Origin of the sequence: Variovorax sp. 22077 (assembly GCF_052044195.1) — a bacterium.
GTDB lineage: Bacteria > Pseudomonadota > Gammaproteobacteria > Burkholderiales > Burkholderiaceae_C > Variovorax > Variovorax atrisoli.
In genome coordinates this window covers 108,695-132,048 of sequence record NZ_JBQEQC010000008.1, presented here as the reverse complement: position 1 = coordinate 132,048, position 23,354 = coordinate 108,695, and the positions used below count along the sequence as shown (strand labels likewise).

23 protein-coding genes are annotated in these 23,354 nt (G+C 69.3%); 15 read left to right on the top strand and 8 right to left on the bottom strand.

What is annotated here, in order from left to right:
- Positions 1-5: 5 nt before the first annotated feature.
- The gene (locus ACTJLF_RS13970; protein ID WP_440883265.1) at positions 6-1,127 is read right to left on the bottom strand and encodes an alpha/beta hydrolase family protein; all 1,122 of its coding nucleotides are present in this window, start codon (positions 1,125-1,127) and stop codon (positions 6-8) included.
- A complete protein-coding gene (locus ACTJLF_RS13965) occupies positions 1,120-1,680 on the bottom strand; it encodes a VOC family protein (RefSeq protein ID WP_132754303.1) in 561 nt (186 codons plus the stop codon). Before ACTJLF_RS13965 ends, ACTJLF_RS13970 begins: the two co-directional genes overlap by 8 nt.
- Before the next feature lie 91 nt (positions 1,681-1,771).
- On the opposite strand from ACTJLF_RS13965, the gene ACTJLF_RS13960 reads away from it, so the two are divergent.
- The 3 genes from ACTJLF_RS13960 (at position 1,772) to pyk (ending at position 5,561) form a co-directional block, all read left to right on the top strand.
- Complete coding sequence (locus tag ACTJLF_RS13960; RefSeq protein WP_440883264.1) at positions 1,772-2,680, top strand: LysR family transcriptional regulator; 909 nt, start codon at positions 1,772-1,774, stop codon at positions 2,678-2,680.
- A 119-nt stretch (positions 2,681-2,799) separates the two neighbouring features.
- A complete protein-coding gene (locus ACTJLF_RS13955; RefSeq protein ID WP_132754299.1) occupies positions 2,800-3,993 on the top strand; it encodes a phosphoglycerate kinase in 1,194 nt (397 codons plus the stop codon).
- Between the two features lie 119 nt (positions 3,994-4,112).
- A complete protein-coding gene (gene pyk / locus ACTJLF_RS13950) occupies positions 4,113-5,561 on the top strand; it encodes a pyruvate kinase (protein WP_019653915.1) in 1,449 nt (482 codons plus the stop codon).
- 102 nt (positions 5,562-5,663) lie between these two features.
- Here pyk and ACTJLF_RS13945 read toward each other — a convergent pair whose 3' ends face one another.
- Positions 5,664-6,680 carry a 1-aminocyclopropane-1-carboxylate deaminase gene (locus tag ACTJLF_RS13945; protein WP_019653916.1) on the bottom strand — a complete coding sequence of 339 codons (1,017 nt, stop codon included), beginning with the start codon at positions 6,678-6,680 and terminating at the stop codon, positions 5,664-5,666.
- Between the two features lie 155 nt (positions 6,681-6,835).
- Here ACTJLF_RS13945 and ACTJLF_RS13940 point away from each other — a divergent pair, with 155 nt between their 5' ends.
- The 5 genes from ACTJLF_RS13940 to ACTJLF_RS13920 all read left to right on the top strand — a co-directional run bounded on the left by ACTJLF_RS13940 (position 6,836) and on the right by ACTJLF_RS13920 (position 12,175).
- On the top strand, positions 6,836-7,321 hold the full coding sequence (locus ACTJLF_RS13940) for an Lrp/AsnC family transcriptional regulator (protein ID WP_126021137.1): 486 nt from the start codon (positions 6,836-6,838) through the stop codon (positions 7,319-7,321).
- A gap of 44 nt (positions 7,322-7,365) precedes the next feature.
- Positions 7,366-8,286, top strand: coding sequence for an alpha/beta hydrolase (locus ACTJLF_RS13935; protein ID WP_132754297.1), 921 nt, complete (start codon positions 7,366-7,368; stop codon positions 8,284-8,286).
- Between the two features lie 74 nt (positions 8,287-8,360).
- A complete protein-coding gene (gene fba / locus ACTJLF_RS13930) occupies positions 8,361-9,425 on the top strand; it encodes a class II fructose-bisphosphate aldolase (RefSeq protein ID WP_019653919.1) in 1,065 nt (354 codons plus the stop codon).
- A gap of 94 nt (positions 9,426-9,519) precedes the next feature.
- A complete protein-coding gene (locus ACTJLF_RS13925; protein WP_132754295.1) occupies positions 9,520-10,425 on the top strand; it encodes a phosphoribosylaminoimidazolesuccinocarboxamide synthase in 906 nt (301 codons plus the stop codon).
- Positions 10,426-10,549: 124 nt separating this feature from the next.
- Positions 10,550-12,175: a hypothetical protein gene (locus ACTJLF_RS13920; protein ID WP_132754293.1), complete on the top strand. Its 1,626-nt coding sequence runs from the start codon at positions 10,550-10,552 to the stop codon at positions 12,173-12,175.
- A gap of 9 nt (positions 12,176-12,184) precedes the next feature.
- Here ACTJLF_RS13920 and ACTJLF_RS13915 read toward each other — a convergent pair whose 3' ends face one another.
- Positions 12,185-12,634, bottom strand: coding sequence for an META domain-containing protein (locus tag ACTJLF_RS13915; protein ID WP_132754291.1), 450 nt, complete (start codon positions 12,632-12,634; stop codon positions 12,185-12,187).
- 146 nt (positions 12,635-12,780) lie between these two features.
- Positions 12,781-13,701 (bottom strand): tetratricopeptide repeat protein, encoded by a 921-nt coding sequence (locus ACTJLF_RS13910; protein ID WP_440883263.1) that lies wholly within the window; start codon positions 13,699-13,701, stop codon positions 12,781-12,783.
- Positions 13,702-13,737: 36 nt separating this feature from the next.
- Between ACTJLF_RS13910 and purE the strand changes: the two genes are divergently transcribed.
- Genes purE through ACTJLF_RS13895 form a run of 3 tightly spaced genes read left to right on the top strand, consistent with a single transcriptional unit; the run spans position 13,738 to position 16,492 of the window.
- Complete coding sequence (purE, locus tag ACTJLF_RS13905; RefSeq protein WP_019653924.1) at positions 13,738-14,289, top strand: 5-(carboxyamino)imidazole ribonucleotide mutase; 552 nt, start codon at positions 13,738-13,740, stop codon at positions 14,287-14,289.
- Positions 14,286-15,494 carry a 5-(carboxyamino)imidazole ribonucleotide synthase gene (locus ACTJLF_RS13900; RefSeq protein ID WP_019653925.1) on the top strand — a complete coding sequence of 403 codons (1,209 nt, stop codon included), beginning with the start codon at positions 14,286-14,288 and terminating at the stop codon, positions 15,492-15,494. The genes purE and ACTJLF_RS13900 overlap by 4 nt, the downstream gene beginning before the upstream one ends.
- Complete coding sequence (locus ACTJLF_RS13895; protein WP_019653926.1) at positions 15,491-16,492, top strand: L-threonylcarbamoyladenylate synthase; 1,002 nt, start codon at positions 15,491-15,493, stop codon at positions 16,490-16,492. Before ACTJLF_RS13900 ends, ACTJLF_RS13895 begins: the two co-directional genes overlap by 4 nt.
- Before the next feature lie 99 nt (positions 16,493-16,591).
- Here ACTJLF_RS13895 and ACTJLF_RS13890 read toward each other — a convergent pair whose 3' ends face one another.
- From ACTJLF_RS13890 to ACTJLF_RS13880, 3 genes are all read right to left on the bottom strand, one after another.
- The gene (locus tag ACTJLF_RS13890; protein ID WP_440883262.1) at positions 16,592-18,196 is read right to left on the bottom strand and encodes an alpha/beta hydrolase family protein; all 1,605 of its coding nucleotides are present in this window, start codon (positions 18,194-18,196) and stop codon (positions 16,592-16,594) included.
- A gap of 162 nt (positions 18,197-18,358) precedes the next feature.
- Positions 18,359-19,780, bottom strand: a complete 1,422-nt coding sequence (gene dacB / locus ACTJLF_RS13885) for a D-alanyl-D-alanine carboxypeptidase/D-alanyl-D-alanine endopeptidase (protein WP_126183749.1) — start codon at positions 19,778-19,780, stop codon at positions 18,359-18,361.
- A 7-nt stretch (positions 19,781-19,787) separates the two neighbouring features.
- Positions 19,788-20,375: a GDP-mannose pyrophosphatase gene (locus tag ACTJLF_RS13880; RefSeq protein ID WP_132754287.1), complete on the bottom strand. Its 588-nt coding sequence runs from the start codon at positions 20,373-20,375 to the stop codon at positions 19,788-19,790.
- A gap of 79 nt (positions 20,376-20,454) precedes the next feature.
- On the opposite strand from ACTJLF_RS13880, the gene ACTJLF_RS13875 reads away from it, so the two are divergent.
- The 4 genes from ACTJLF_RS13875 to ACTJLF_RS13860 are packed head-to-tail and all read left to right on the top strand — an operon-like array spanning position 20,455 to position 23,354.
- On the top strand, positions 20,455-21,276 hold the full coding sequence (locus tag ACTJLF_RS13875; protein WP_019653930.1) for a DeoR/GlpR family DNA-binding transcription regulator: 822 nt from the start codon (positions 20,455-20,457) through the stop codon (positions 21,274-21,276).
- 8 nt (positions 21,277-21,284) lie between these two features.
- Positions 21,285-22,001 carry a tRNA (adenosine(37)-N6)-threonylcarbamoyltransferase complex dimerization subunit type 1 TsaB gene (gene tsaB, locus ACTJLF_RS13870; protein WP_440883261.1) on the top strand — a complete coding sequence of 239 codons (717 nt, stop codon included), beginning with the start codon at positions 21,285-21,287 and terminating at the stop codon, positions 21,999-22,001.
- Positions 22,002-22,011: 10 nt separating this feature from the next.
- A complete protein-coding gene (rimI, locus tag ACTJLF_RS13865; RefSeq protein WP_019653932.1) occupies positions 22,012-22,554 on the top strand; it encodes a ribosomal protein S18-alanine N-acetyltransferase in 543 nt (180 codons plus the stop codon).
- On the top strand, positions 22,551-23,354 hold the full coding sequence (locus tag ACTJLF_RS13860) for a uracil-DNA glycosylase family protein (protein ID WP_440883260.1): 804 nt from the start codon (positions 22,551-22,553) through the stop codon (positions 23,352-23,354). The genes rimI and ACTJLF_RS13860 overlap by 4 nt, the downstream gene beginning before the upstream one ends.

Sequence of the window (23,354 nt, the reverse complement as noted above, 5' to 3'; positions counted from 1 at the left end):
TGCGGCTACAGCGCGTGCGCGAACCCGGCGATGGCGTCCGCCGCCTTCGGGATCAGCTCCGGCTGCCCCGCGAGGTAATGGTTGCCGCCGACGATGTCGACGTTGCGGATGCGCGGCCCGCCCGCCGCCATCCAGGCATCTCGCGTGCTCGGGAAGGTCGACTGGTCGCCCGTGTAGGTCAGCAGAAGTTTCGGCACCGTGGTGCGCGCGAGGTTGGTCGGACCGTCGGCCTGCGAGCGCGACGACCACTGCGAGAGAAAGGCCGTGAGCGACGTGGTGCGCCCCATCGCATTGGCCGAGTAGTTCACCTGCCGCGCGTCGCCCCAGACGCTGCCGGGCAGGCGGTCGTTGGGATCGAGCGAGAGGTCGACGCAGCGCGGATCGGCATGCGTGCGATAGACGATGAAGGTCTGGTCGCGCGGTGCGCCGGGTGTGCCGCGCAGCAGCGCGAGGCGGTCGAGGCACCACTGCTCGATGCGAGCGAGCCGTGCCTTCTGCGCGGCGCCGAAGCGCGCGAGGAAGTCGCGCTCGTAGGGCACTCGGTGGCGCGCGTCGTACATGTCGAGCTCGGGGTCGACCGAGAGCGGGTCGTGCTCGTCGGTGACCGAGGGGTCGATCCAGTCGCGCATCAGCCGGGTGCGGCCCAGGTGCGCGGCGCACAGGGCGATGCCGTCCACGGGCGGCAGGTCGTCGGGGTGCAGGTGCGTGGGATCGCCGTCGGGCAGGTGCGTGGCGGTGAGCTTTTCGGCCTGCGCCTGGTAGAAGGCCGAGAGCGCGGCGCCGCCCGAGTTGCCGACGAGGAACACCTTCTCGTAGCCGGCGGCGCGCAGGTACTGCACGCCCGCGCCCAGGTCCTGGATGGCGCGCTCCATCAGCAGCACGGTATCGTTGCCCACGAAGCGCGAGTTCAGGCCCATGCAGCAGATGCCGCGCTCGGCCAGCGGGCCGATCAGGTAGTGGCCCATGAAGTTGCTCGTGGGGTGCATCACGATGGCGGCGATCTTCTTCGGGCCCTGCGGCGCGCGGTAGGCGCCGTAGATGCGCGGGCGCAGCAGCTGCAGGCCCGACTGGCTCTCCATGGCCGCGCCGGGCTTCACGTCGATGACGGCGAGTTGCAGCTCAGGCATTCGACGCATCCTTCGCAGCGGCGGCGCGCAGGCCGGCCTTGCGCTCGGTCCAGGCGTCGAGCTCGGCGCGCGCGCGCAGCGCGTGCGCGTCCATCTCGGCCTGCGGCACGGTCGGCGTGGTCAGCTCCACGCGGATGCCGTTGGGGTCGAAGAAGTAGATCGATTCGATGATGTGGTGGTCGGTCACGCCCAGCACCTCGACGCCCGCGCCTTCGAGCCGCGCCTTGGCGGCCAGCAGGTCGGCCACCGAATCGACGCGCAGCGCGATGTGGTTCACCCACGAGGGCGTGTTGGGCGAGGGCAGCGCCGCGACGTCGTCGCCGAGGTCGAAGAAGGCGATGAACGAGCCGTCGCGCATGCGAAAGAAGATGTGCACGTACGGGCAGTACTCGCCGGTGCTAGGCACGTGGTCGCTCTTGATGACGTGGGCCAGCGGCAGGCCGAGCAGGTCTTCGTAGAAGCGGCGGGTTTCCTCGCTGTCGCGGCAGCGCCAGGCGAAGTGGTGCAGCCCGTGGATGGGCGGTGGGGGTGCCGTGGTGGCAGTCGTCGGCATGGCTCGTGTCTCCGGTGAGCCGGTATTGGGCGATGCCGCGTCTTATGATGCAATCGAAATTAATTCATCGATTGATGAAACAACCGTATATATGAACCTCACCCTGCGCCAGCTGCGCGCCTTCGCCGCCGTGGCCGACACCGGTAGCTTCACCGCCGCGGCGCAGCAACTGCACCTCACGCAGTCGGCGCTCAGCGTGCTGGTGCGCGAACTGGAGCGCGAGATGGGCGTGCAGCTGCTCGACCGAAACACGCGCAGCGTGCAGCTGTCGGAGGCAGGGCGCGAGTTCCTGCCCTCGGTGCACCGGCTGCTGGGCGACCTGGCCGGCGCGGTGGCCGGCGTCACCGATTTGCGTGACAAGAAGAAAGGCTTGCTACGGCTTGCCGCGCCGCAGCTCATGGCCTGCACCCTGATGCCGCGCGTGATCGCGCTCTACCGCGAGCAGTACCCCGACGTCGACGTGCGTCTGGCCGATACCCTGCCCGAGCATCTGCTCGCGGGCGTGACGGTCGGCGACGTGGAGCTGGCCGTGGGTCAGGACGTGGCGGTCGACGACGCCATCGAGCGCCGCACGCTGCTGCGCGACCGGCACTGGCTGATCTGCCCGCCGGGCCATGCCTTCGCCAATCGTCGCAAGGTGCGCTGGCACGAGCTCGGCCCCTACACCTTCATCGCGCCCACGCGCGACTTCCGCCAGCGCGTGCTGCCCGAGCTCGCACCCGCCGAGCGCGAATACATCCTGCGCCCCGCCACGCAGGAGGTGTCGTACATGACCACCGCGCTGGGCATGGTCGCCTCGGGGCTGGGGCTGACCGTGTGCCCCACATACTCCGCGCCGCTGGTGCGCGCGCACGGGCTGCAGATGGTGCGGCTGGAGTCGCCCGACTTCCATCGCGAGGTGTGCGTCTACAGCGCGGCGCGGCGCTCGCTGTCGCCGGCGGCGGCGAGCTTCGTCCAGGTGCTCGAAGGCTTCGCGCGGGAGCAGCAGCAAAAGGACTGACCGCCGCATCCGGTGGAGGAAAAGCATCGGCGCGCGGCAACAGGCGCGTAGAGGCGGCGATGGGGCCAAAACTACAATGCAGCCGATCCCCGTCTTCCAATCTTCTCCAGGTTTCTCCAATGAACGTCATTCGATTCACCGACCTCTGCGCGCAGGGCAAGGCCGCCGGCCAGCGCGTCTTCATCCGTGCCGACCTCAACGTGCCGCAGGACGACGCCGGCAACATCACCGAAGACACGCGCATCCGCGCCTCCGTGCCCTGCATCAAGCTGGCGCTGGACGCAGGTGCCGCCGTGATGGTCACTTCGCACCTGGGCCGCCCGACGGAGGGCGAGTTCAAGCCCGAGGACTCGCTGGCGCCCGTCGCCAAGCGCCTGGGCGAACTGCTCGGCCGCGAAGTGCCGCTGGTTTCCAACTGGGTCGACGGCGTCGACGTGAAGCCCGGCCAGGTGGTGCTGCTCGAGAACTGCCGCGTCAACAAGGGCGAGAAGAAGAACGACGAAGGCCTGGCTCGCAAGCTGGCCGCGCTCACTGACATCTACGTGAACGACGCCTTCGGCACCGCGCACCGCGCCGAGGCCACCACCTACGGCATCGCGCAGTTCGCCAAGGTGGCCGCGGCCGGCCCGCTGCTGGCAGCGGAGATCGACGCCATCACCAAGGCGCTGGCGCAGCCGAAGCGGCCGCTGGTGGCCATCGTGGCGGGTTCCAAGGTGAGCACCAAGCTGACCATCCTGAAGAGCCTGTCGGCCAACGTCGACCAGCTCATCGTGGGCGGCGGCATCGCCAACACCTTCATGCTGGCCGCGGGCCTGAAGATCGGCAAGTCGCTGGCCGAGCCCGACCTGGTCGACGAAGCCAAGGCGGTGATCGACGCCATGCGCGCGCGCGGCGCCGACGTGCCGATCCCGGTGGACGTGGTCACGGCCAAGACCTTCGCGGCCGACGCGGCCGCCACCGTCAAGGACGCGAGCGACGTGGCCGACGACGACCTGATCCTCGACATCGGCCCCAGGACGGCCGCCCAGCTCGCCGCGCAGCTGCGCGAGGCCGGCACCATCGTCTGGAACGGCCCGGTGGGCGTGTTCGAGTTCGACGCCTTCGCGGGCGGCACCAAGGCCATCGCGCAGGCCATCGCCGAGAGCAGCGCGTTCTCGATCGCAGGCGGCGGCGACACGCTGGCGGCCATCGCCAAGTACGGCATCGAGAAGCAGGTCGGCTACATCTCGACCGGTGGCGGCGCCTTCCTGGAAGTGCTGGAAGGCAAGACCCTGCCGGCCTTCGAGATCCTGTCGAAGCGGGCTGCCGGCTGAACGAGCGGGTGGAGCCGCCCGGGCCTCGGCCCGCGGCCCATCGAGGAAAAACCCATGGGTGACTTCCGTCCGACACACAAACTGTATACAGTAGCGAATACAAAACGGAGACTACCCTCATGAGCACGGACCGCATTCCCCGCCACGCCACCAAGATCGTCGCCACCCTCGGTCCGGCATCCAGTTCGCCCGACCTGCTGGAGAAGATGATCCAGGCCAAGGTCAGCGTGGTGCGGCTGAACTTCAGCCACGGCACGGCGCAGGACCACATCGACCGTGCCGCCATGGTTCGCGAAGCCGCCCGCAAGGCCGGCCGCGAGGTGGCCATCATGGCCGACCTGCAGGGCCCGAAGATCCGCGTGGGGAAGTTCGCGCAGGGCAAGGTCTGGCTCGAGCCGGGCGCCAAGTTCGTGCTCGATGCCTCGCGCACCGAACTGGGCGACGTCGATGCCGTCGGCCTCGACTACAAGGACCTGCCGCGCGACGTGAAGCCCGGCGACAGGCTGCTGCTGAACGACGGTCTCATCGTGCTGACCGTCGACGCCGTCAAGGGCGAGGCGGTGCACACGACCGTCAAGCTCGGCGGCGAGCTCTCGAACAACAAGGGCATCAACAAGCAGGGCGGCGGCCTCACCGCGCCCGCGCTGACGGCCAAGGACATGGAGGACATCAAGACCGCGATGAGCTTCCAGGCCGACTACGTGGCCGTGAGCTTCCCCAAGAACGCCACCGACATGGAAATGGCCCGCCAGCTGTGCAACGTGGCTGCCGCCGAGTACGGCCACAAGCCCGGCATGATCGCCAAGATCGAGCGCGCCGAGGCCATTCCGAAGCTCGAAGAGATCCTGCGTGCCAGCGACGGCATCATGGTCGCACGCGGCGACCTCGCGGTCGAGGTGGGCAACGCGGCGGTGCCCGCTCTGCAGAAGAAGATGATCCGCATGGCCCGCGAGATGGACAAGGTGGTGATCACCGCGACCCAGATGATGGAGTCGATGATCACCAACCCCGTGCCCACCCGCGCCGAGGTCAGCGACGTGGCCAACGCCGTGCTCGACGGCACCGACGCCGTCATGCTCTCCGCCGAGACCGCCTCGGGCCGCTATCCGCTCGAGACCGTGCAGGAGATGAGCCGCATCTGCGAGGCCGCCGAGGCCGCCGAAGACAAGCAGCTCGACGCCGACTTCAGCGGCCAGAGCTACAGCCGCATCGACCAGTCGATCGCCATGGGCGCGCTCTTCACCGCCCATCACCTGGGCGCCAAGGCGATCGTGGCGCTCACCGAGTCGGGCTCCACCCCGCTGTGGATGAGCCGCCACCGCGCGCACATCCCCATGTACGCGCTGACCTCGCGGCTGTCGACGCAGCGCAAGATGGCGCTCTACCGCAACGTGCGCCCGCTGCTCATGGACTCGGAAAGCGATCGCGACACCGCGCTGCTGCAGGCCGAGAACCACCTGAAGAAGCGCGGCATCGTGCAAAGCGGCGACGTCTACGCCATCACCTGCGGCGAGCCGATGGGTGCCCCGGGCGGCACCAACATGCTGAAAATCTGCAGAGCGAGTTGAGCAAACCCCCAGGCTTCGCGCACTTCGTGTCGCTGCGCCAACCCCCTTGCAGGGGGCAACACCTGCGGCCCGGCAGAGCCGGTTCCGCGGTGTTCCTGGAACTTATCCGTTCCTGAAAAGGAAGCTGTAGGCGTTCAGGGCGGGCACGCCGCCCAGGTGCGCGTACAGCACTTTCGAGCCCGCCGGGAATTCGCCCAGGCGCACCTTCTCGATCATCCCGTGCATCGACTTGCCCTCGTACACCGGGTCGGTCAGCATGGCCTCGAAGCGCGCGCTCAGGCGGATGGCTTCGAGCGTACCCTCGTTGGGCAGGCCGTACTCGGGGCCGCCGAAGCGGCGGTCGAGCACGATGTCCTTCTCGGTGATGTCGCGGCCCAGCTCCACCAGCTCGGCCGTGTTCTTCGCGATGCGCAGGATCTGGTCGAAGGTCTGCTGCGGCTTGGCCGAAGCGTCGATGCCGATCACGCGGTCGGCGCGGCCGTCGGCGGCGAAGCCCACCACCATGCCGGCCTGCGTGCTGCCCGTGACCGAGCAGACCACGATGTAGTCGAACTTGAAGCCCAGTTCGGCCTCCTGCTGGCGCACTTCCTCGGCGAAGCCGACGAAGCCCAGGCCGCCACGCGGATGCTCCGAGCAGCCCGCGGGAATCGGGAACGGCTTGCCGCCGGCCTGGCGGACGCTCTCCATGGCGTCTTCCCAGCTCTTGCGGATGCCGATGTCGAAGCCCGCTGCGTCCAGGCGCACGTCGGCGCCCATGATGCGTGACATCTCGATGTTGCCGACCCGGTCGTACACCGCGTCGGAGTAGTTGACCCAGTTCTCCTGCACCAGCACGCACTTCATTCCGAGGTGCGCCGCCACGGCGGCCACCTGCCGCGTCTGGTTCGACTGGATGCCGCCGATGGACACCAGCGTGTCGTAGCCGCCTTCGAGCGCCTCGGGAATCAGGTATTCGAGCTTGCGCGTCTTGTTGCCGCCGAAGGCCAGGCCGCTGTTGCAGTCCTCGCGCTTGGCATAGAGGTCGACCTTGCCGCCCAGGTGGGCGCTCAGGCGCTTGAGCGGCTGGATGGGCGTGGGGCCGAAGGTCAGCGGGTAGCGGGGAAACTTCTCGAGGTTCATGGCGGCACTTCCAGGAAAGGGGGAAAGAGGGAGGGGTGTCGAAGCCTCCATCGTAGGAACAATGCTGCACAACGTGCTTGCGAAGTTTGTTGGATCTGTCAGAGAAAAAGAGGCAATATCGAGGAAGTGAATGCTTTCATTCCGAAAAAAACTAGATGAGCACAACAAAATTGCGTGACACCCCGGAGCTCGACCGCACCGACCGCGCCATCCTGCGCACCATGCAGCGCGACGCCTCGCTGTCGAACGTGGCGCTGGCCGCCAAGGTCAACCTGAGCCCGGCCGCCTGCCTGCGCCGCGTGGAGCGGCTCAAGGCGGCGGGCCTCATCAAGGGCATCGTCGCGCTGCTCGACCCCGACGCGCTCGACGCCAGCATGCTGGTGATGATCGGCGTGGTGCTCGACCGCTCCACGCCCGATTCCTTCTCCGACTTCGAGAAGGCCGCCCAGAAGGTCTCGGGCTGCCTCGAATGCCACGTGGTCTCGGGCGAGTTCGACTACTTCATGCTCGTGCGCACCCGCGACAACGACAGCTTCAACCGCCTGCACGCCGAGCAGCTGTTGTACCTGCCGGGGGTGCGCCAGATCCGCACCTTCGTCGTGCTCAAGCAGGTGCTTTCGACCACGCAGCTGCCTGTCTGACACGACCGGCGAAACCGCCGTCCGGCTGTCTGCGTACAGCACGGATGATTCTTCCCTCCCCCGCGTCATTCCTCCGGCGCCGCGGCGCCTTCGTCCTCACCCTCGCCTCCGCATTGCTTTCGGCCTGTTCGCCGGTCAAGGTGCTCAACGGCCTGGTGCCCACCGACACCTACCGGTTCGAAGGCGGCATCGCCTACGGGCCGGCGCCGCACCAGCTGCTCGACGAATACCGGCCGCTGCCGTCCAACGCGCCGGCGCCGGGCGCGCGGCCGCTGGTCGTGTTCTTCTACGGCGGCACCTGGACGACCGGCGACCGCGCCAGCTACAGGTTCATGGGCGAGGCCCTGGCCGCGCAGGGCGCCGTGGTGCTCGTGCCCGACTATGGGCTGTCGCCGGCCTTCACCTATCCCGCCTTCGTGCGCGACAGCGCACTGGCCGTCAAGTGGGCGCTGGACAACGCGGCGCGCCTGGGCGCCGACCCGAAGCAGGTGTACGTGATGGGCCACAGCTCCGGTGCCTACAACGCCGCGATGGTGGCGCTCGATGCGCGCTGGCTCGGCGAACTGGGCGCCAACCCGAAGCAGCTCGCGGGCTGGATCGGCCTGGCGGGACCCTACGACTTCCTGCCCATCGGCGACCCGCAGGTGAAGACCGCGTTCAACTGGCCGGACACGCCGCGCGACTCGCAGCCCCTGGCGCACGCCGGCCCCGCCTCGCCGCGCACCCTGCTCATGGCGGCCTCCAGGGACAACCTCGTCTACCCCGACCGCAACACCCTGCGCATGGCCGCGGCGCTGCGGGAAGCGGGCGTGCCGGTCCAGGTCAGGCTGTTCGACAACCTGAGCCATGCGACGCTGGTGGGTGCCTTCGCCACGCCGGCGCGATGGCTGGGCGGGCCGGTGCTGCCGCCCGTCGTGGACTTCCTCGGACTGGCGTCGGTCCTGTCCCACAAGGGTGCTCGGTAGAATTGCGGCAGTCTTTCCCGCCTTTTCGTCTTCTACTTTTTTCCCTTTTTTCCAATTCCCGCGAGGTATTTCCCATGGCACTCGTCTCGATGCGCGAACTGCTCGACCATGCCGCAGCCAATGGCTACGGCATTCCGGCCTTCAACGTCAACAACCTCGAACAGGTCCAGGCCGTCATGGAGGCCGCCAAGGAGACCGGCGCCCCCGTCATCCTGCAGGCCAGCGCAGGCGCCCGCAAATACGCCGGCGAAGCCTTCATCAAGCACCTGATCCAGGCCGCCATCGAGCAGTACCCGAACATCCCGCTGGTCATGCACCAGGACCACGGCCAGAGCCCGGCCATCTGCCAGGGCGCCATCGACCTCGGCTTCTCCTCCGTCATGATGGACGGCTCCCTGCATGAAGACGGCAAGACGCCCGCCTCCTTCGACTACAACGTCGACGTGACCCGCAAGGTCGTGCAGCTTGCGCACAAGGTCGGCGTGACCGTCGAGGGCGAGCTGGGCTGCCTGGGCTCGCTGGAGACCGGCATGGCCGGCGAGGAAGACGGCATCGGCGCCGAAGGCGTGCTCGACCATTCCGCGCTTCTGACCGACCCCGAGGAAGCCGCCCAGTTCGTCAAGGCCACGCAGCTCGACGCGCTGGCCATCGCCATCGGCACCAGCCACGGCGCCTACAAGTTCACCCGCAAGCCCACCGGCGACATCCTGTCGATCCAGCGCGTGAAGGAAATCCACGCCCGCCTGCCCAACACCCACCTGGTGATGCACGGCTCGTCGTCGGTGCCGCAGGACCTGCTGGAGATCATCCGCAAGTACGGCGGCAACATGAAGGAAACCTACGGCGTGCCCGTCGAGGAAATCCAGGAAGCCATCAAGTACGGCGTGCGCAAGATCAACATCGACACCGACATCCGCTTGGCCATGACCGGCGCGGTGCGCAAGTTCATGGCAGAGAACCCCGAGAAGTTCGACGCCCGCGAATGGCTCAAGCCCGCGCGCGAAGCCGCCAAGCAGATCTGCAAGCAGCGCTACATCGAGTTCGGCTGCGAAGGCCAGGGCGCCAAGATCAAGGGCGACAGCCTGCAGGTGGTCGCCGCCAAGTACGCCAAGGGCGAACTGGCCCAAGAAGTGATCTGATCACATCCCCTTGAGCCGACGGCCACCGTTCGCGGTGGCTTTTTTCTGCGCGCACAATCCGAACTCCGCTATCCCGTTTCACCGCACCAGCCCCATGACCACCGTCCACACCTCCTCCATCCAGAGCCTGCCCCTGCTTGCGCGCGGCAAGGTGCGCGACAACTACGCCGTCGGCGAAGACCGCATCCTGATGGTCGCGAGCGACCGGCTCAGCGCCTTCGACGTGATCATGGGCGAGCCCATTCCGGGCAAGGGCGAGATCCTCACGAAGATGGCCCTGTGGTGGTTCGACCGCCTCGGCCAGATCTGCCCCAACCACCTGACCGGCGAGGCGCCCGAGAGCGTGGTCACTCAGGCCGAGGTGCCGCAGGTCACCGGCCGCTCGATGCTGGTCAAGCGCCTGAAGCCGATCCCGGTCGAGGCCGTGGTGCGCGGCTACCTGGCCGGCAGCGGCTGGAAGGAGTACCAGGAATCGCGCGCGGTCTGCGGCGTGCCGCTGCCCGAGGGCCTGACCAACGCGAGCAAGCTGCCGCGCCCCATCTTCACGCCCGCCGCCAAGGCTGCCGTGGGCGAGCACGACGAGAACATCAGCTACGACCGCGTGGTCGAGATCGTCGGCCCCAAGCTGGCCCAGCAGATCCGCGACACCAGCATCGCCATCTACGAGACCGCCGCGCAGATCGCCCTGGCCAAGGGAATGATCATCGCCGACACGAAGTTCGAGTTCGGCCTCGACGAGAACGGCACCCTGGTGCTGATGGACGAGGTGCTTACCCCCGACAGCTCGCGCTACTGGCCGGTCGAGGGCTACCAGGCCGCGCTGGCGTCCGGCGCCAATCCGCCGAGCTACGACAAGCAGTTCGTGCGCGACTGGCTCGAGGGAACGAAGATCAACGGCAAGCCCTGGGACAAGACGCCCCCGGCGCCGCGCCTGCCCGCCGAGGTCATCGAGAAGACGGCGGCCAAGTACCGCGAGGCGCTGGAGCGGCTGACGGGCTGAGGCTGAAGCAAGGGCTGCCCCCAGCCGGGTAGTCCATCCCGGGCGCCTTGTCGCCACGGGAAAAGGGGATGTCCGAACGTCCCCGTCTCGCCATCATGTGCGCCAAGAACATGAGGGGCGGGAAATGGAAACCAGCAAAGGCGTTCATGGTTGGCAGCGCTGCGTGGCGGCGGCGCTCGTTCTGGCCGTTGCGGGCTGCAGCAGCATCGATCCGTACCAGCGCAGCAAGCGCGCCGACGTACCGATCAACCAGCTCGGGTATGAGGAAGTCACTCTTGCCAACGCCAGGCCCCTTGCCGGCAACCTGCAAGGCGCGCTGGGCGCGCTGAAAGACCAGCGCCGCGAATGGTTCGATTCCCTGTCGGCGCAGGCGCGCGTTCGCACCATGACGCAGCTCGGCCTGCTGGGCGTGACGGCCGCGGCGCTGTATGGGGGGCTGAAATCCGGTGTCACCAGCGATCGCGAAAAGACCCGGCTCGCCATGGCCGGCGCGGTCGGCTTTACGGCCTATTCGGCCAGCAACTGGTTCGTCAATCCCAATCAGGAGAAGGCTTACGTCGAAGGCGTTCTCGGACTGACCTGCGCGATGCTGACCATCGAACCATTGCGGCTGGAGGTCGAGAGCTTCGACAGGATGTGGGCCGAGAAATACCGCCTGACGCAGGCCATCAACAGGCTCGATGCGGAGTTGCTCCGGGCTCAGGCTGTCTTGCGCTATGCCCGTGACAGCGAACTGCCGCAGGCGCATGTGCGTCGCGAGGCGGCCTCGGCCTTGTGGCGCGCGCGCAAGACCCTGGCATCCAGCGAGCAGCTGTATTCCCAGCTTGGGAACAGCGGAGTCATCCTGATGCGGGAGGGTGATCTGGTCTTTGCCCGCGTGGCGGCGCATATCAACGCGGCCAACAAGACGATATCCAGCCCTGATGAGTTGGTCGCACAAGCCACGGGGATCATCGGCAAGTTCCGGGCGGTCAAGATTGACACTGCAAACGAGAGCACCCAGGGAGACTCCGAAGGCGCGGGCAGGCCAGCAGTTGATACCGCTGCCGGGAAGAAGCCGGATGGCGATGCGGGCTTTGCCGGCAAAGACGAAGAGATGCTCGAGCAAGAGCCGGCGGCTACGTCCACAGCCATTGCGAAGAAGGCGCAGTTGCTGGCGCAGTTGGCCGCGATTCAGAAAAAGGAGTCCGAGGACGCCTCTGCGCAAGCCCAGAAGAATCTGAAGGAGTCTCAGGCAGCACTCAAGCGCGCCAAAGCTGCTGAAGCGGTCGCCGCCACCGCCGCGAACAGAAAGGTGATCGATGCTTGCAAGGCAGCAGGCCGCCGCGACTGCGGGCCTCTGGAGGCCGATGCCATCGCTGTTTCTCTCGCCGCCGGCACAGCAGAGATTTACGCTGCAAGGCGCCCCTTGAGCAATCGCCTTCTGACTTTCAACGATGCGCGCAAGGCAGCGGCCCGAAATCCGGGCTGTGCCGGCGGCAGCAGTGCCATGAGCGTTTCACCGGCCGAGGACGCAAAGGTCAAACCCGGTCAGCGGTATCTCATCACCGTGAACGGTGTCGCCAAGCCGCCTCTGGCGTCGGTCAAGGGGCCGGCAACCCTGGAAATTCTTGTCTCCGGTCCCAACCAGTACACCGTGCGCGTCATGGTGAAGGCCGACGCAAAGGGTACGGTGGACGTCAGCATCTCCGACCAGGGGCTCGCTACCGAGGAGATCCAGCTGACGGTCGACACGCCAGCCGCCAAGTAGCCGGCGCCCTCAGCGCCCCCCGCCGCTGTTCAGCAGCGCCACCGTCCGCCCGCTCGCATCCAGCAGCGCCAGCCGGGTCGGTCCGGCCAGCCGGTAGCTGGTGGTGCTCTGCAGGGCGGAAATGAACTGCGCCTCGTTGGCACCGCGTGTAGGGTCGGTGCAGGCCATGCGGGTGGAGGCAAGCTGGCCGATCTTCAGGGCGACCCCGGTGCGCGTGAAGGTGCCGGAGATGCGGTTGCAGCCGCCCGAGCCGCTCACGCGTCCGCTGCTGCGGTCGAATTGCACCTGGGCGCCGCTGCCCGGCTGCACCGGTTCATCGCCCAGCTGCACCAGCTGCCAGGCCGGGCCTTCGATCGGCTCGTCGAGGCTGATGCCGCTGCCGCAACCGGCCAGCGTGGCCAGCAGCGCCGTGGCGGCAAGGGCGGGGAGGAGCGCGGTGCGGCGGGCGAAGGAGCGCATGGCCAGTGTTCCTTTTTCGAACTGCAACAAGTTGAATCGGGCGTGATCGTATGCGACGGCGCCTGGCCCGCCAATGCCGCTCGCCTGCCCTGCGGCCATGAAAAAAGCGGCCCGGAGGCCGCTTTCCTGGAAGGTCTGGAGGGAAATCAGCTCAGCACGATGCTGCTGAGCCGGCGGCGGTAGCTGGCCACCACCGGATCGTCCGGCGGGATCTGCCCGTCGGCCACCTTCACCTTCGGCGGCTCGATGATCTCCAGGATGGCGATGTAGGTCTTGCGGGCGAGGTCCTCGCTCCAGGTCTTGTCGCGCATCAGGATGTCGAGCAGCTCGTCCATGGCGTCGGTCCAGCGCTGGGCGGCCATGAGGAGGCGGGCGCGGCCGAAGCGGGCGTCGAAGTCGCGCTTGTTGGCAGCGATCTTCGCGTCGAAATCGGCGATCGAGGGGGCGGCGCCGGCCGGCGGCGCTGCGAAATCGATAGCATCCATCCAGCGCTGCAGCGCGTCGAAGCGGCGCACCAGCGAGGTCTTGGCGATCACCGGGGCAAAGGCGACCTTGGCGTCGTCGACGCGGCCTTCCTGCAGCAGCAGCTTCACGTAGTCGAAGCGGGCGTCGTCGTTGGCCGGGTCGGTGGCCACCGCGTGCTGCAGCTTCTCGAGCGCGCCTTCGGTGTCGCCACCGGCCAGCGCCTCCTGGGCAGCGGCTTCCTGCGAGGCGGCCTCGGCCTCGTCGGCGCCGGGCACGTGCTTGTCGAGGAATTCGCGGATCTTCTCGACCGGGATGGCGCCGACGAAGCCGTCCACCGGCTGGCCGTCCTTGAACATCACGCAGAAGGGGATGCTGCGCACGCCGAACATCTCCGACAGCTGCGAGGAGATCTGCGGCACCTTGTCGGCGTCGAGCTTGGCCAGCGTGAAGCGCCCGCCGTACTCGACCTCGAGCTTTTCGAGCACCGGGCCGAGCTGCTTGCAGGGGCCGCACCATTCGGCCCAGATGTCCAGCAGCACCGGTGTGGCGACCGAGGCTTCGATCAGTTCGGCCTGGAAATTTTCGAGAGTGATGTCGATCATCGGAACCAGCTGGGGGTGAAACGTAAAATTGAAACCATGAACGAAACCATTCAGGTCGGTGTAGTGATGGGCTCGAACTCCGATTGGGAGACGATGCGCAACGCGGTCGAGATTCTCCAGCAATTCGGAATCGGGCACGAAGCCAGGGTGGTCTCGGCCCACCGGATGCCCGATACGCTCTTCGAATATGCCGAAAGCGCCGCCGGGCGCGGCCTTGCCGCGATCATCGCCGGCGCGGGCGGCGCGGCCCACCTGCCGGGCATGCTGGCGTCGAAAACCACGGTGCCGGTGCTCGGCGTGCCGGTGGCCAGCCGCCATCTGCAGGGCGTCGATTCGCTCTACAGCATCGTGCAGATGCCCAAGGGCGTGCCGGTCGCCACCTTCGCCATCGGCAATGCCGGCGCGGCCAACGCGGCGCTGTTCGCGGTGTCGATGCTGGCGGTGAACGACCCGGCCCTGCGCGCGAAGCTCGACGCCTTCCGTGCCGCGCAGACGGCGGCCGCCGAGGCCATGACCCTGCCCCCGCCGCCCGCCGGCGAGGCAGCGCCCGTTTCTCCCTTCTCGCCGCAAGGCGGGGGTGCCCTGTGAGCGGCCGCAACGGCGACCTGCCGATCCTCCCGGGCGCCACGCTCGGCGTGCTCGGCGGCGGACAGCTGGGGCGGATGTTCGTCCATGCCGCCCAGCGCATGGGCTACTTCACCGCGGTGCTCGACCCCGACACCGACAGCCCCGCCGGCCGCGTGAGCCACCACCACATCCATACCGACTACGACGACGTCGACGGCCTCGCCCGCCTGGCCGGCCTGGCCGACGCGGTGACCACCGAGTTCGAGAACGTGCCCGCGCCCTCGCTGGAGCATCTCGCGGTGGCGCGCCCGGTGTCGCCCGCCGCGCCGGCCATCGCCATCGCGCAGGACCGCATCGCCGAGAAGGCGCACTTCACCCGCTGCGGCGTGCCCTGCGCGCCCTACGCCGTCATCGAAACGGCCGCGCAGCTCGCCGCCATCGACGACAACCTGCTGCCCGGCATCCTCAAGACCGCGCGCCTGGGCTACGACGGCAAGGGCCAGCAGCGCGTGAAGACGCGCGACGAGCTGGTCGAGGCCTGGCAGGCCGCGGGCTGCGTGCCCTGCGTGCTCGAGAAGATGCTGCCGCTCGAATTCGAGTGCTCGGTCATCCTCGCGCGCGGCCGCGACGGCCAGATCGTGCACTTCCCGCCGCAGCGCAACCTGCACCGAGACGGCATCCTGGCCGTGACCGAGGTGCACCCGCAGAACATGCCCAAGACGGTGGCGCAGGGCGCCATCAACTCGGCCAAGAGCATCGCCAACGGCCTCAACTACGTGGGCGTGCTGTGCGTCGAATTCTTCGCGCTGGCCGACGGCTCGCTGGTCGTCAACGAGATGGCGCCGCGCCCGCACAACAGCGGCCACTACACCATGGAAGCCTGCGACGTGTCGCAGTTCGAGCTGCAGGTGCGCACGCTCGCCGGCCTGCCGCTGGCGGCGCCGCGCCAGCACAGCCCGGCGATCATGCTCAACCTGCTGGGCGACCTGTGGTTTCCCGCCGGTGCCGACGGCAAGTCCGACAAGGCGGTCTCGCCGCGCTGGAGCGAAGTGCTCGCGCTGCCCGGCGCCCACCTGCACCTCTACGGAAAGATCGAACCCCGCCGCGGCCGCAAGATGGGCCACCTCACGCTGACCGGCGCCACGCTCGAGGCGGTTCGCGCCACGGCCTCGCAGGCCGCGCTGCTGCTGGGCCTGCCGGCGGTGAGCACCGCCGACCTCGCATGATCCTCGACGGCCGCACCCCCGAAGCCATCGCCGAGGCGGCGCGCGTGCTGCGCGCGGGCGGGCTGGTGGCCTTCCCGACCGAGACGGTGTACGGCCTGGGCGCCGACGCCAGCAGCGACACCGCGGTGGCCGGCATCTTCGAGGCCAAGGGGCGGCCGTCGGACCATCCGCTGATCGTCCACGTCGCGGCCGGCACGAAGGGCACCGAATCGCTCTCGCGCTTCGCCCAGCCGCTGCCGGACTTCGCGCAGAAGCTGGTGCAGGCCTTCTGGCCCGGCCCGCTCACGCTGATCGTCACGCGCCAGCCCGGCGTGGGCGCGGCGGCGGCCGGCGGGCAGGACACCATCGGCCTGCGCTGCCCCTCGCACCCCGTGGCGCAGGCGCTCCTCGAAGCCTGCGCCGAGCAGGGCGTGCCCGGCCTCGCGGGGCCGAGCGCCAACCGCTTCGGCCGCGTCAGCCCGACCACCGCGCAGCACGTGCACGACGAGTTCGGCGACGAGCTGCTGGTGATCGACGGCGGCCCCTGCGACGTGGGCATCGAGTCGACCATCGTCGACTGCAGCCGCGGCGCGCCCGTGCTGCTGCGCCCCGGCCTCATCACCCGCGCGCAGATCGAGGCCGCCTGCGGCGAGAAGCTCGCCGATCGCGAAGTGCTTGAAACGCCCGACCCGCGCGCCTCGGGCACGCTGGAGGCGCACTACGCGCCCAATGCCAAGGTGCGGCTGATGGACGCCAAGTCGATCCAGACCGGCCTCGACGTGCTCGGCGCGAACGCCGCCCACATCGCCGTATGGTCGCGCACCACGGTGCGCAGCCGCTCGCAGCGCGTGCTGCTGCGGCGCATGCCCGACGACGCGGCCGCCAGCGCGCAGCTGCTGTTCGCGGTGCTGCGCGAGTTCGACGCACAGGGCGTGAAGCTGATCTGGGTGGAGACGCCGCCCGATACGCACGAATGGGAAGGCGTGAAAGACCGCTTGCAGCGCGCATCGGCCGCTTGATCCAGGAACACCGTGGAACCGGCTTTGCCGGGCCACTGGTGTTGCCCCCGGTAGGGGGTTGGCGAAGCGCACGAAGTGCGCGCAGCCTGGGGGCGAGCCCTATCCTCCGGCTGCGAGGACACCCTGGAAGAAGCCTCGCGCGGAGGCCAGGCAGAAGGGCGGCGCCAGCGTGCCGTGGTACGCCAGCGTGACGGCCTGGGCCTTGTCCGATGCGCTGCCCGAGGTGTTCTGCGCGAGCAGCGCCTTGGCCTGCGCGAAGCCGGCGCGGGCAGTGGAGTAGGCGTCGATGGCTGCCGAATCCTCCAGGTCGACCACGGAGAGCAGGCTGGACGGCATGCCCTTGGCGCGGAAGTAGCCCGAGGTGGCGCGAGTGCTCGCGAAGTTCACCGTGGGGTCGTTGGCGCCACCGCACATCAGCATCGGCCGGGTCGGCACCCAGTTGCGCAGGTCGTTGGCGACGGCGGCCTTGCGGAAGCCCGTGGAGGGCTTGCAGTCCAGCGGCGATGTGGTGCTCAGCGAAGCGGCCGTGGGCGGCAGCGCGTTGCCGGGGCAGGGGTTGCCCTGGATGTCGCCGGCTGCCTGCGTCAGGAAGCTCTGCTTGATGAGGTTGTTGGGCCCGTAGAAGATCGAAAGCTCCGGGCTCACCGGACCCGGCTTGGCGTCCGCCGGGAAAAGCGCGAGCTGAGGCAGCTTGCCGCTGGAGAACAGCGTGCCGGGCGATGCGCTCGGCAGCAGCGTGTCGATGCCGCTGGCGTACTGGGCCTCGTACACGTCGCTGGTCGAGCCGTAGACGTTGCCGAACTGCTGCTGCCAGCTGGTCGACAGCAGCGGCACGAACAGCGTGGCGCCCAGCGCCGGCCAGCCCAGGTAGGTGTAGTCGGTCAGCAGGCTGATGGCAGAGGGCGCCGACAGCGGCGCCGAGGCCGTCACCGGTTTGCCCGTGGCCTGCATCTCGCGATGCGCCGCCATCGCCACGTAGCCGCCCTGCGAATAGCCGGTGATGAAGAGCGAGCCGGCGTCGTTCGCGCCGATGCCGGAGAAGGTCTTGCGCGCCGCGGTGAGCGCGTCGACCATGTCCTTGCCCTGCTGGTCGCCGTCGAGGTACGGGTGGTAGGGCAGCGTCGACTTGTCGTAGCCCGCGTAGTTGGGCGCCACCACGATGTAGCCCTGCGCCGCGAACATGGCGGCGACCATCAGGCCCTCGCCGGCGGCGGCCTGGCTGCTGTCGGTCCACTTCGCGAGGTTGTAGGCCTTGGCGGCGGTCGTGCCGTGGGCATAGAGCACCACCGGGCGCTGGCCGCTGCAGGCCACGTCGGAGCCGGTGGGCACCATGATGGCGGCGGTGGCGTTGGTGGCCTCGTTCTTCGCGCCGATGGTGCGGTATTCGAGGTAGCGCAGGTCCACGCCGCACTTGGGCGTGCCCGCCACCTGAAGCAGCGCCTTGCCCTGGTCGCTGGCCTGCAGGCTGGCGGTGAACTGGGAGGCTGTCAGCGCGGCAGTCTTCTCGGGCGGGTCGTTGACCACCGAGCCGCGGCCGTTGTCCACGGCCGGCGGCGGAACGCCCACCCCGATGCCGATGCCTCCTCCACCCCCGCCGCCACCGCCGCAGGCTGCAAGCAGCAGCAATGTCGCGGCGCTTGTCACGGCCGTGAAGGCGGCGGTCTTGCGCATGGGGCTGGAGGGCAGGCGGTGCGGCTGGTTCAAGGCATGTCTCCTGCGCCGGCGGGGCGCTTGGCTTGTATGGAATCGAACGACCGTCCGATTCTGTGCAGCGGCATGGCCGCGCGCAAGCGGGCGTTTGCCCTCAGAAGATTTCAGTACTCGGCGCCATGGGCCGAGGCCGGCAGGGGCCCGCGCGCCCTGCCCTCAGTTGTCCTGCGAGGCCCAGTCGACCAGCGCGTCGAAGGCCGCGCGCGCGGCGCCGGCGTTCTCGCCGTTGGCGATGGCCACGAGCACGTAGCGGCGCCCGCTCGCGCCATCCACGTAGCCGGCCACGCCCGAGGCGTCGCGCAGCGTGCCGGTCTTCAGGTGCGCCGAGCCGCCGGAGCGCATCGTGCGCTTCTTCAGCGTGCCGTCCACGCCCATGGCGGGCAGCGAGGACATCAGCTCCGGCATCACCGGCGAGCGCCATGCCACCTGCAGCATCTTGCCGAGCGCGGCGGCGCTGATGCGCTCGTCGCGCGACAGGCCCGAGCCGTTCTCGAACACCGGCTGGGCCTCGCCCGTGCCGATGCGGTCGCGCCACCACTGGCCCAGCGCCGCCCGCGAGGCCTCGAAGGTGCCGCGGTTCTTCTGCGCCAGCCCGATGGTGAGGAACAGCTGCTGCGCCATCACGTTGTTGCTGTACTTGTTGATGTCGCGGATCACCTCGGCCAGCGGCGGCGACTCGAACTCGAAGGCCGGCTTCAGCCCCGCCGGCACGCGCCCCTCGCGCATCTGCCCGCCGACGCGCCCGCCCATCTCGGCCCACATGCCGCCGATGGCGCGCATGGCGTAGGTGCGCGGGTCGCCGTAGGCCACGGCCCAGCTCTTCTCGCCGCAGCCGCCGGGAAAGCCGCCGTTGAAGCGGATGCGGTTCACGTCGGAGAAGTCGGCGCGCAGCGTGCCGCGCCAGTCGCCGCATTCGCCGGGCACCAGCGCCACGGTCTGCGGCATCGCCACGCTGGCCAGCGGGGGCTCGTAGCTCACGCGTGCGATCTGGCCCGCGCGGTCGGGCGCGAAAGTCATGTTGACCGACTTGAAGTTCACCAGCAGCGCGTCGGGCGAGGCGTTGTAGGGGCGCAGCGGCTCGCCGTCGAAGGCGGCGGGGTCGCCCTCCACCGTGGTCTCGAAGGCGCTGCGGTCGAGGACGATGTCGCCGCTCACCGTGGTGATGCCCAGGCCCTGCACGTGGCGCAGCAGCAGCCACATGCGCTCCAGCACCAGCTTCGGATCGCCCTGGCCCTTGATGTAGAGGTTGCCGTTGAGCACGCCGTTGTTCACCGTGCCGTCGACGTAGACCGGCGTGGTCCAGCTGTAGGCCGCGCCGAGCATGTCGAGCGCGGCGTAGGTCGTCACCAGCTTCATGATCGACGCCGGGTTCACCTGCGCCTGCGTGCGCCAGGCCAGGCGCGGCTGGCGCGTGCCGTCGGCCTCGGCGACCAGCATGGTCACCGACTCGCGCGGCACCTTGGCGCGGGCGAGGGCGGCTTCGACCTGGGTGGGGAGGGCTTGCTGGGCGAATGCGCCGGCAGGGGCCAGCGTGGTGAAGATCAGGGCGCAGGCCGCGCGACGAAAGGCGAAGGGCATCCGCCCATTATCCCGGCGGGAAGACGTGCAGCCTGGCGTGATACAGCAGCATCACCGTCTTGGCGTCCGCGATGCGGCCGTCGGCCACCATGGCCAGCGCCTCGTCGATGCCGAGCTCGAGCACCTCGATGTCCTCGCCTTCCTCGGCCAGCCCGCCGCCTTCGCCGACGCGCATCGACGACTCGTAGGGCGCGACGAAGAAATGCAGCTTCTCGGTGACCGAGCCCGGGCTCATGAAGCACTCGAAGATCTTGCGCACCTCGCCCAGCCGATAGCCGAGTTCTTCCTCGACCTCGGCGCGGATGCGCTCCTCGGGCGCCGCGTCGTCCAGCAGGCCGGCGGCGGCCTCGATCAGCAGGTCGTCGTGTCCGTTGACGAAGGCCGGATAGCGGAACTGGCGCGTGAGCAGCACGGTGCGCCGCTGGAGGTCGTAGGGCAGCAGGGTGGCGCCGTTGCCGCGGTCGTAGGTCTCGCGGTGCATGCGCTGCCACTGGCCGTCGTTGCGGCGCCAGTCGAAGGCGGTGGTGCGCAGCGTGTACCAGTTGTCGGAAAGCAGGGTGACTTCGTGCACCCGGACGCGGTCTTGGATGGTCATGGCGGCCAGTATGCGTGCGAATTCGTGCAATAACAAGAAAAATCGTGCAAAAGGCGGCGCGAGCCGATACCATCGCCGCATGCTCACCAGCCAGCGCAAGCAACACATCCTCTCGGTCCTGCGGCGCGACGGCAACGTCGTCGCCAAGTCGCTCAGCGAAGAACTCGGCCTGTCGGAAGACACCATCCGCCGCGACCTGCGCGAGCTGGCGGCCGAGGGCCTGCTGCAGCGCGTGCACGGCGGCGCGCTGCCGCTGGCGGCGGCCGAGGCCGACTTCGCCGGCCGCCAGCAGCTTGCGCCCGACGAGAAGATCGCCATCGGCCGCGCCGCCGCGCGCCTGGTGAAGCCGGGGCAGGTGGTGTTCATCGACGGCGGCACCACCGCCGTGCAGCTTGCGCGCCACCTGCCGGCGAACCTGCAGGCCACGGTGGTCACGCACAGCCCGTCGGTGGCGGTGGAACTGGCCTCGCATGCGGGCATCGAGGTGGTACTGATCGGCGGGCGGCTCTTCCGGCATTCGATGGTGGCGGTGGGCTCGGCGGCGATGGCGGCCATCTCGCGCATCCATGCCGACACCTTCTTCATGGGCGTCACCGGCGTTCACGCCGAGGCCGGGCTGACCACCGGCGACCTGGAAGAGGCCGAGATCAAGCGTGCGCTGATGGCCTCGGCGGCCGAGACGGTGGTGATGGCCTCGTCGGAGAAGATCGGCGCGGCGTCGGCCTGGGTGGTCAATCCGGTGGCGTCGGCCGGCACGCTGCTGGTTTCGCCGCAGGCGCCGGCCGCGGCGCTGGTGCCGCTGCGCCGGGCGGGGCTGGCGATCCTGCGCAGCGACGATGCCGATGGCGGCAAACCTGCCGATACCGCAGGCGGGGCTTCGGAATTGCCCGGCGCTCGATAATCGCAGGGATGTCTCCCGTCTCGCCCAAGCTGCTCGCCTTCGATACCAGCACCGAACACCTCTCCGTGGCCGTGCTGCATGGCGACAGGCTGCTGGCGCACGACGGCGCCGGCGGTGCGCAGGCCTCCAGCACCCTTCTTCCCGTGATCCGGCAGCTGCTGGGCGAAGCCGGCCTTGCGCTGGCCGAGCTCGACGCCATCGCCTTCGGCCGCGGTCCGGGCTCCTTCACCGGACTGCGCACCGCCTGCTCGGTGGCGCAGGGCCTGGCCTATGGCGCCAAGGTGCCGCTGCTGCCGGTCGACACCCTGCTCGCGGTGGCCGAGGAGGCGCGCCACGCCTTTGGTGCTCAGCAGGTGGTGGCGGCGCTGGACGCGCGCATGGAGCAGGTCTATGCCGCGCGCTACGACTTCGCGGCGCACGGCCCGTTCGGCCAGCCCGAAGGCGGCGAGGAGCCGCTGCTGCTGGCCCCCGAGGAACTCGAAGTGCCCGCCGGCTGGGCGCTCGCCGGCAATGCCTTCGCCGCCTACGGCGAACGCTTGGCCCCTGCCGCGGCCTGCCACGAGGCGCTGCCGATGGCCGCCGCCATGCTGCGGCTGGCGCCCGCGCTGCTCGCCGCCGGGCGCACCGTGCCGGCCGCGCAGGCCTGGCCGCTCTACGTTCGCGATAAAGTGGCGCAAACCACCGAAGAGCGCGCCGCCATCAAGGCTGCCGCCGCAGCACGCTAGTCACCCACGCATGAGCGCCGTCCTCCAGCCCGTCGAAGCCCGCCTCGAACCGCTCACCGTCGAGCGGATCGACGCCGTCTGCGCGGTCGAGCAGACGGCCTACAGCCATCCCTGGACGCGCGCCAACTTCACCGATTCCATGGCCGTGGGCTACCACTGCCAGTGCCTGCTGGCCCCCGGCGTGGCGCCGGGCGTGAACTCGCCGGTCACGCAGCTGGGCGAGACGCTGATCGGCTACTTCGTCGCCATGAAGGGCGTCGACGAGGTGCACCTGCTGAACATCACCGTGGCGCCGGCCTTCCAGCGCCAGGGCTGGGCGCCGCTCATGCTCGAGGCGCTGGGCGGCTGGTCGCGCGCCGAGGGCGCGCAGTGGCTCTGGCTCGAAGTGCGCCAGAGCAACCAGCGCGCGCTCGACATCTACCTGCGCCAGGGCTTCCGCAGCGTCGGCGTGCGCAAGGGCTACTACCCGGCGCATGGCGGCAAGCGCGAGGACGCGGTCGTCATGAGCCTGCGGCTGAACGAGAGCCCCACTGCCTGGGGAGGCCTGCGATGAGCGCCGCGGTGCAGACGCTGAGGCTGGACGCCCGCCAGCGCGCCATGCTCGACGAGATGGGCGTGAAGGTCTGGTGGCCCGTGCCCGAGGCGGTCGAAGCGGCTGCCGCGCCCGAGGCTTCGGCGCCCGTCGAGGAAGAAGTGCCCGTCGTCGACGAGCTCCCCGAAGCCGAGATGCCCGTGGCCGCGCCGCCGCCGCCTGCCGCGAGGCCCGTCGCCGCGCCGGTGCAGGCTCCCGCGCCGGCTCCCCGTGCCTCCGCACCGGTCACCCAGGGCGCGGCCGTGCTGGTCGAAGCGCCCTGCCGCCTCTATGCCGATGCCGGCGCCGCCGACTCCGTGCAGGGCGGCTGGCTGGTCGTCGCCGACATGCCGCCCGAGGCCGACGGCCGCCACGGCGATCCCTTCGCGGGCGACGCCGGCCGCCTGCTCGACAACATGCTGCGCGCCCTGAAGCTGCACGACGGCAGCACGCCGGTGCACCTCATGCGCACCCACCGCGGCGTGGCCTCGGGCCAGCCCGGCAGCCCGCGCGCCATGGAGGAGGCCTTCGGCGAGCACGCGGCGGCCGTCGCCCCGCGCGTCGTGCTGGCCATGGGGCCGCTGGCGGCCCAGAGCCTGATGCGCAGCGGCGACCCGCTGGGCAAGCTGCGCGGGCGCACGGTGCCGCTGGACGGCGTGGAGGGCGCCTCGGTCGTCGCCACTTACCACCCCGCGTACCTGCTGCGCAATCCGGCCGACAAGGCCCGTGCCTGGGCCGACCTCTGCCTTGCCGCCGAGCAGCATTCCCCCACCCCGAACTGA

Coding starts and splice junctions, on each gene's coding strand:
- ACTJLF_RS13970 (WP_440883265.1), bottom strand. CDS start 1,127: ATGCCTGAGCTGCAACTCGCCGTCATCGACGTGAAGCCCGGCGCGGCC.
- ACTJLF_RS13965 (WP_132754303.1), bottom strand. CDS start 1,680: ATGCCGACGACTGCCACCACGGCACCCCCACCGCCCATCCACGGGCTG.
- ACTJLF_RS13960 (WP_440883264.1), top strand. CDS start 1,772: ATGAACCTCACCCTGCGCCAGCTGCGCGCCTTCGCCGCCGTGGCCGAC.
- ACTJLF_RS13955 (WP_132754299.1), top strand. CDS start 2,800: ATGAACGTCATTCGATTCACCGACCTCTGCGCGCAGGGCAAGGCCGCC.
- pyk (WP_019653915.1), top strand. CDS start 4,113: ATGAGCACGGACCGCATTCCCCGCCACGCCACCAAGATCGTCGCCACC.
- ACTJLF_RS13945 (WP_019653916.1), bottom strand. CDS start 6,680: ATGAACCTCGAGAAGTTTCCCCGCTACCCGCTGACCTTCGGCCCCACG.
- ACTJLF_RS13940 (WP_126021137.1), top strand. CDS start 6,836: ATGAGCACAACAAAATTGCGTGACACCCCGGAGCTCGACCGCACCGAC.
- ACTJLF_RS13935 (WP_132754297.1), top strand. CDS start 7,366: ATGATTCTTCCCTCCCCCGCGTCATTCCTCCGGCGCCGCGGCGCCTTC.
- fba (WP_019653919.1), top strand. CDS start 8,361: ATGGCACTCGTCTCGATGCGCGAACTGCTCGACCATGCCGCAGCCAAT.
- ACTJLF_RS13925 (WP_132754295.1), top strand. CDS start 9,520: ATGACCACCGTCCACACCTCCTCCATCCAGAGCCTGCCCCTGCTTGCG.
- ACTJLF_RS13920 (WP_132754293.1), top strand. CDS start 10,550: ATGGAAACCAGCAAAGGCGTTCATGGTTGGCAGCGCTGCGTGGCGGCG.
- ACTJLF_RS13915 (WP_132754291.1), bottom strand. CDS start 12,634: ATGCGCTCCTTCGCCCGCCGCACCGCGCTCCTCCCCGCCCTTGCCGCC.
- ACTJLF_RS13910 (WP_440883263.1), bottom strand. CDS start 13,701: ATGATCGACATCACTCTCGAAAATTTCCAGGCCGAACTGATCGAAGCC.
- purE (WP_019653924.1), top strand. CDS start 13,738: ATGAACGAAACCATTCAGGTCGGTGTAGTGATGGGCTCGAACTCCGAT.
- ACTJLF_RS13895 (WP_019653926.1), top strand. CDS start 15,491: ATGATCCTCGACGGCCGCACCCCCGAAGCCATCGCCGAGGCGGCGCGC.
- dacB (WP_126183749.1), bottom strand. CDS start 19,780: ATGCCCTTCGCCTTTCGTCGCGCGGCCTGCGCCCTGATCTTCACCACG.
- ACTJLF_RS13880 (WP_132754287.1), bottom strand. CDS start 20,375: ATGACCATCCAAGACCGCGTCCGGGTGCACGAAGTCACCCTGCTTTCC.
- ACTJLF_RS13875 (WP_019653930.1), top strand. CDS start 20,455: ATGCTCACCAGCCAGCGCAAGCAACACATCCTCTCGGTCCTGCGGCGC.
- tsaB (WP_440883261.1), top strand. CDS start 21,285: ATGTCTCCCGTCTCGCCCAAGCTGCTCGCCTTCGATACCAGCACCGAA.
- rimI (WP_019653932.1), top strand. CDS start 22,012: ATGAGCGCCGTCCTCCAGCCCGTCGAAGCCCGCCTCGAACCGCTCACC.
- ACTJLF_RS13860 (WP_440883260.1), top strand. CDS start 22,551: ATGAGCGCCGCGGTGCAGACGCTGAGGCTGGACGCCCGCCAGCGCGCC.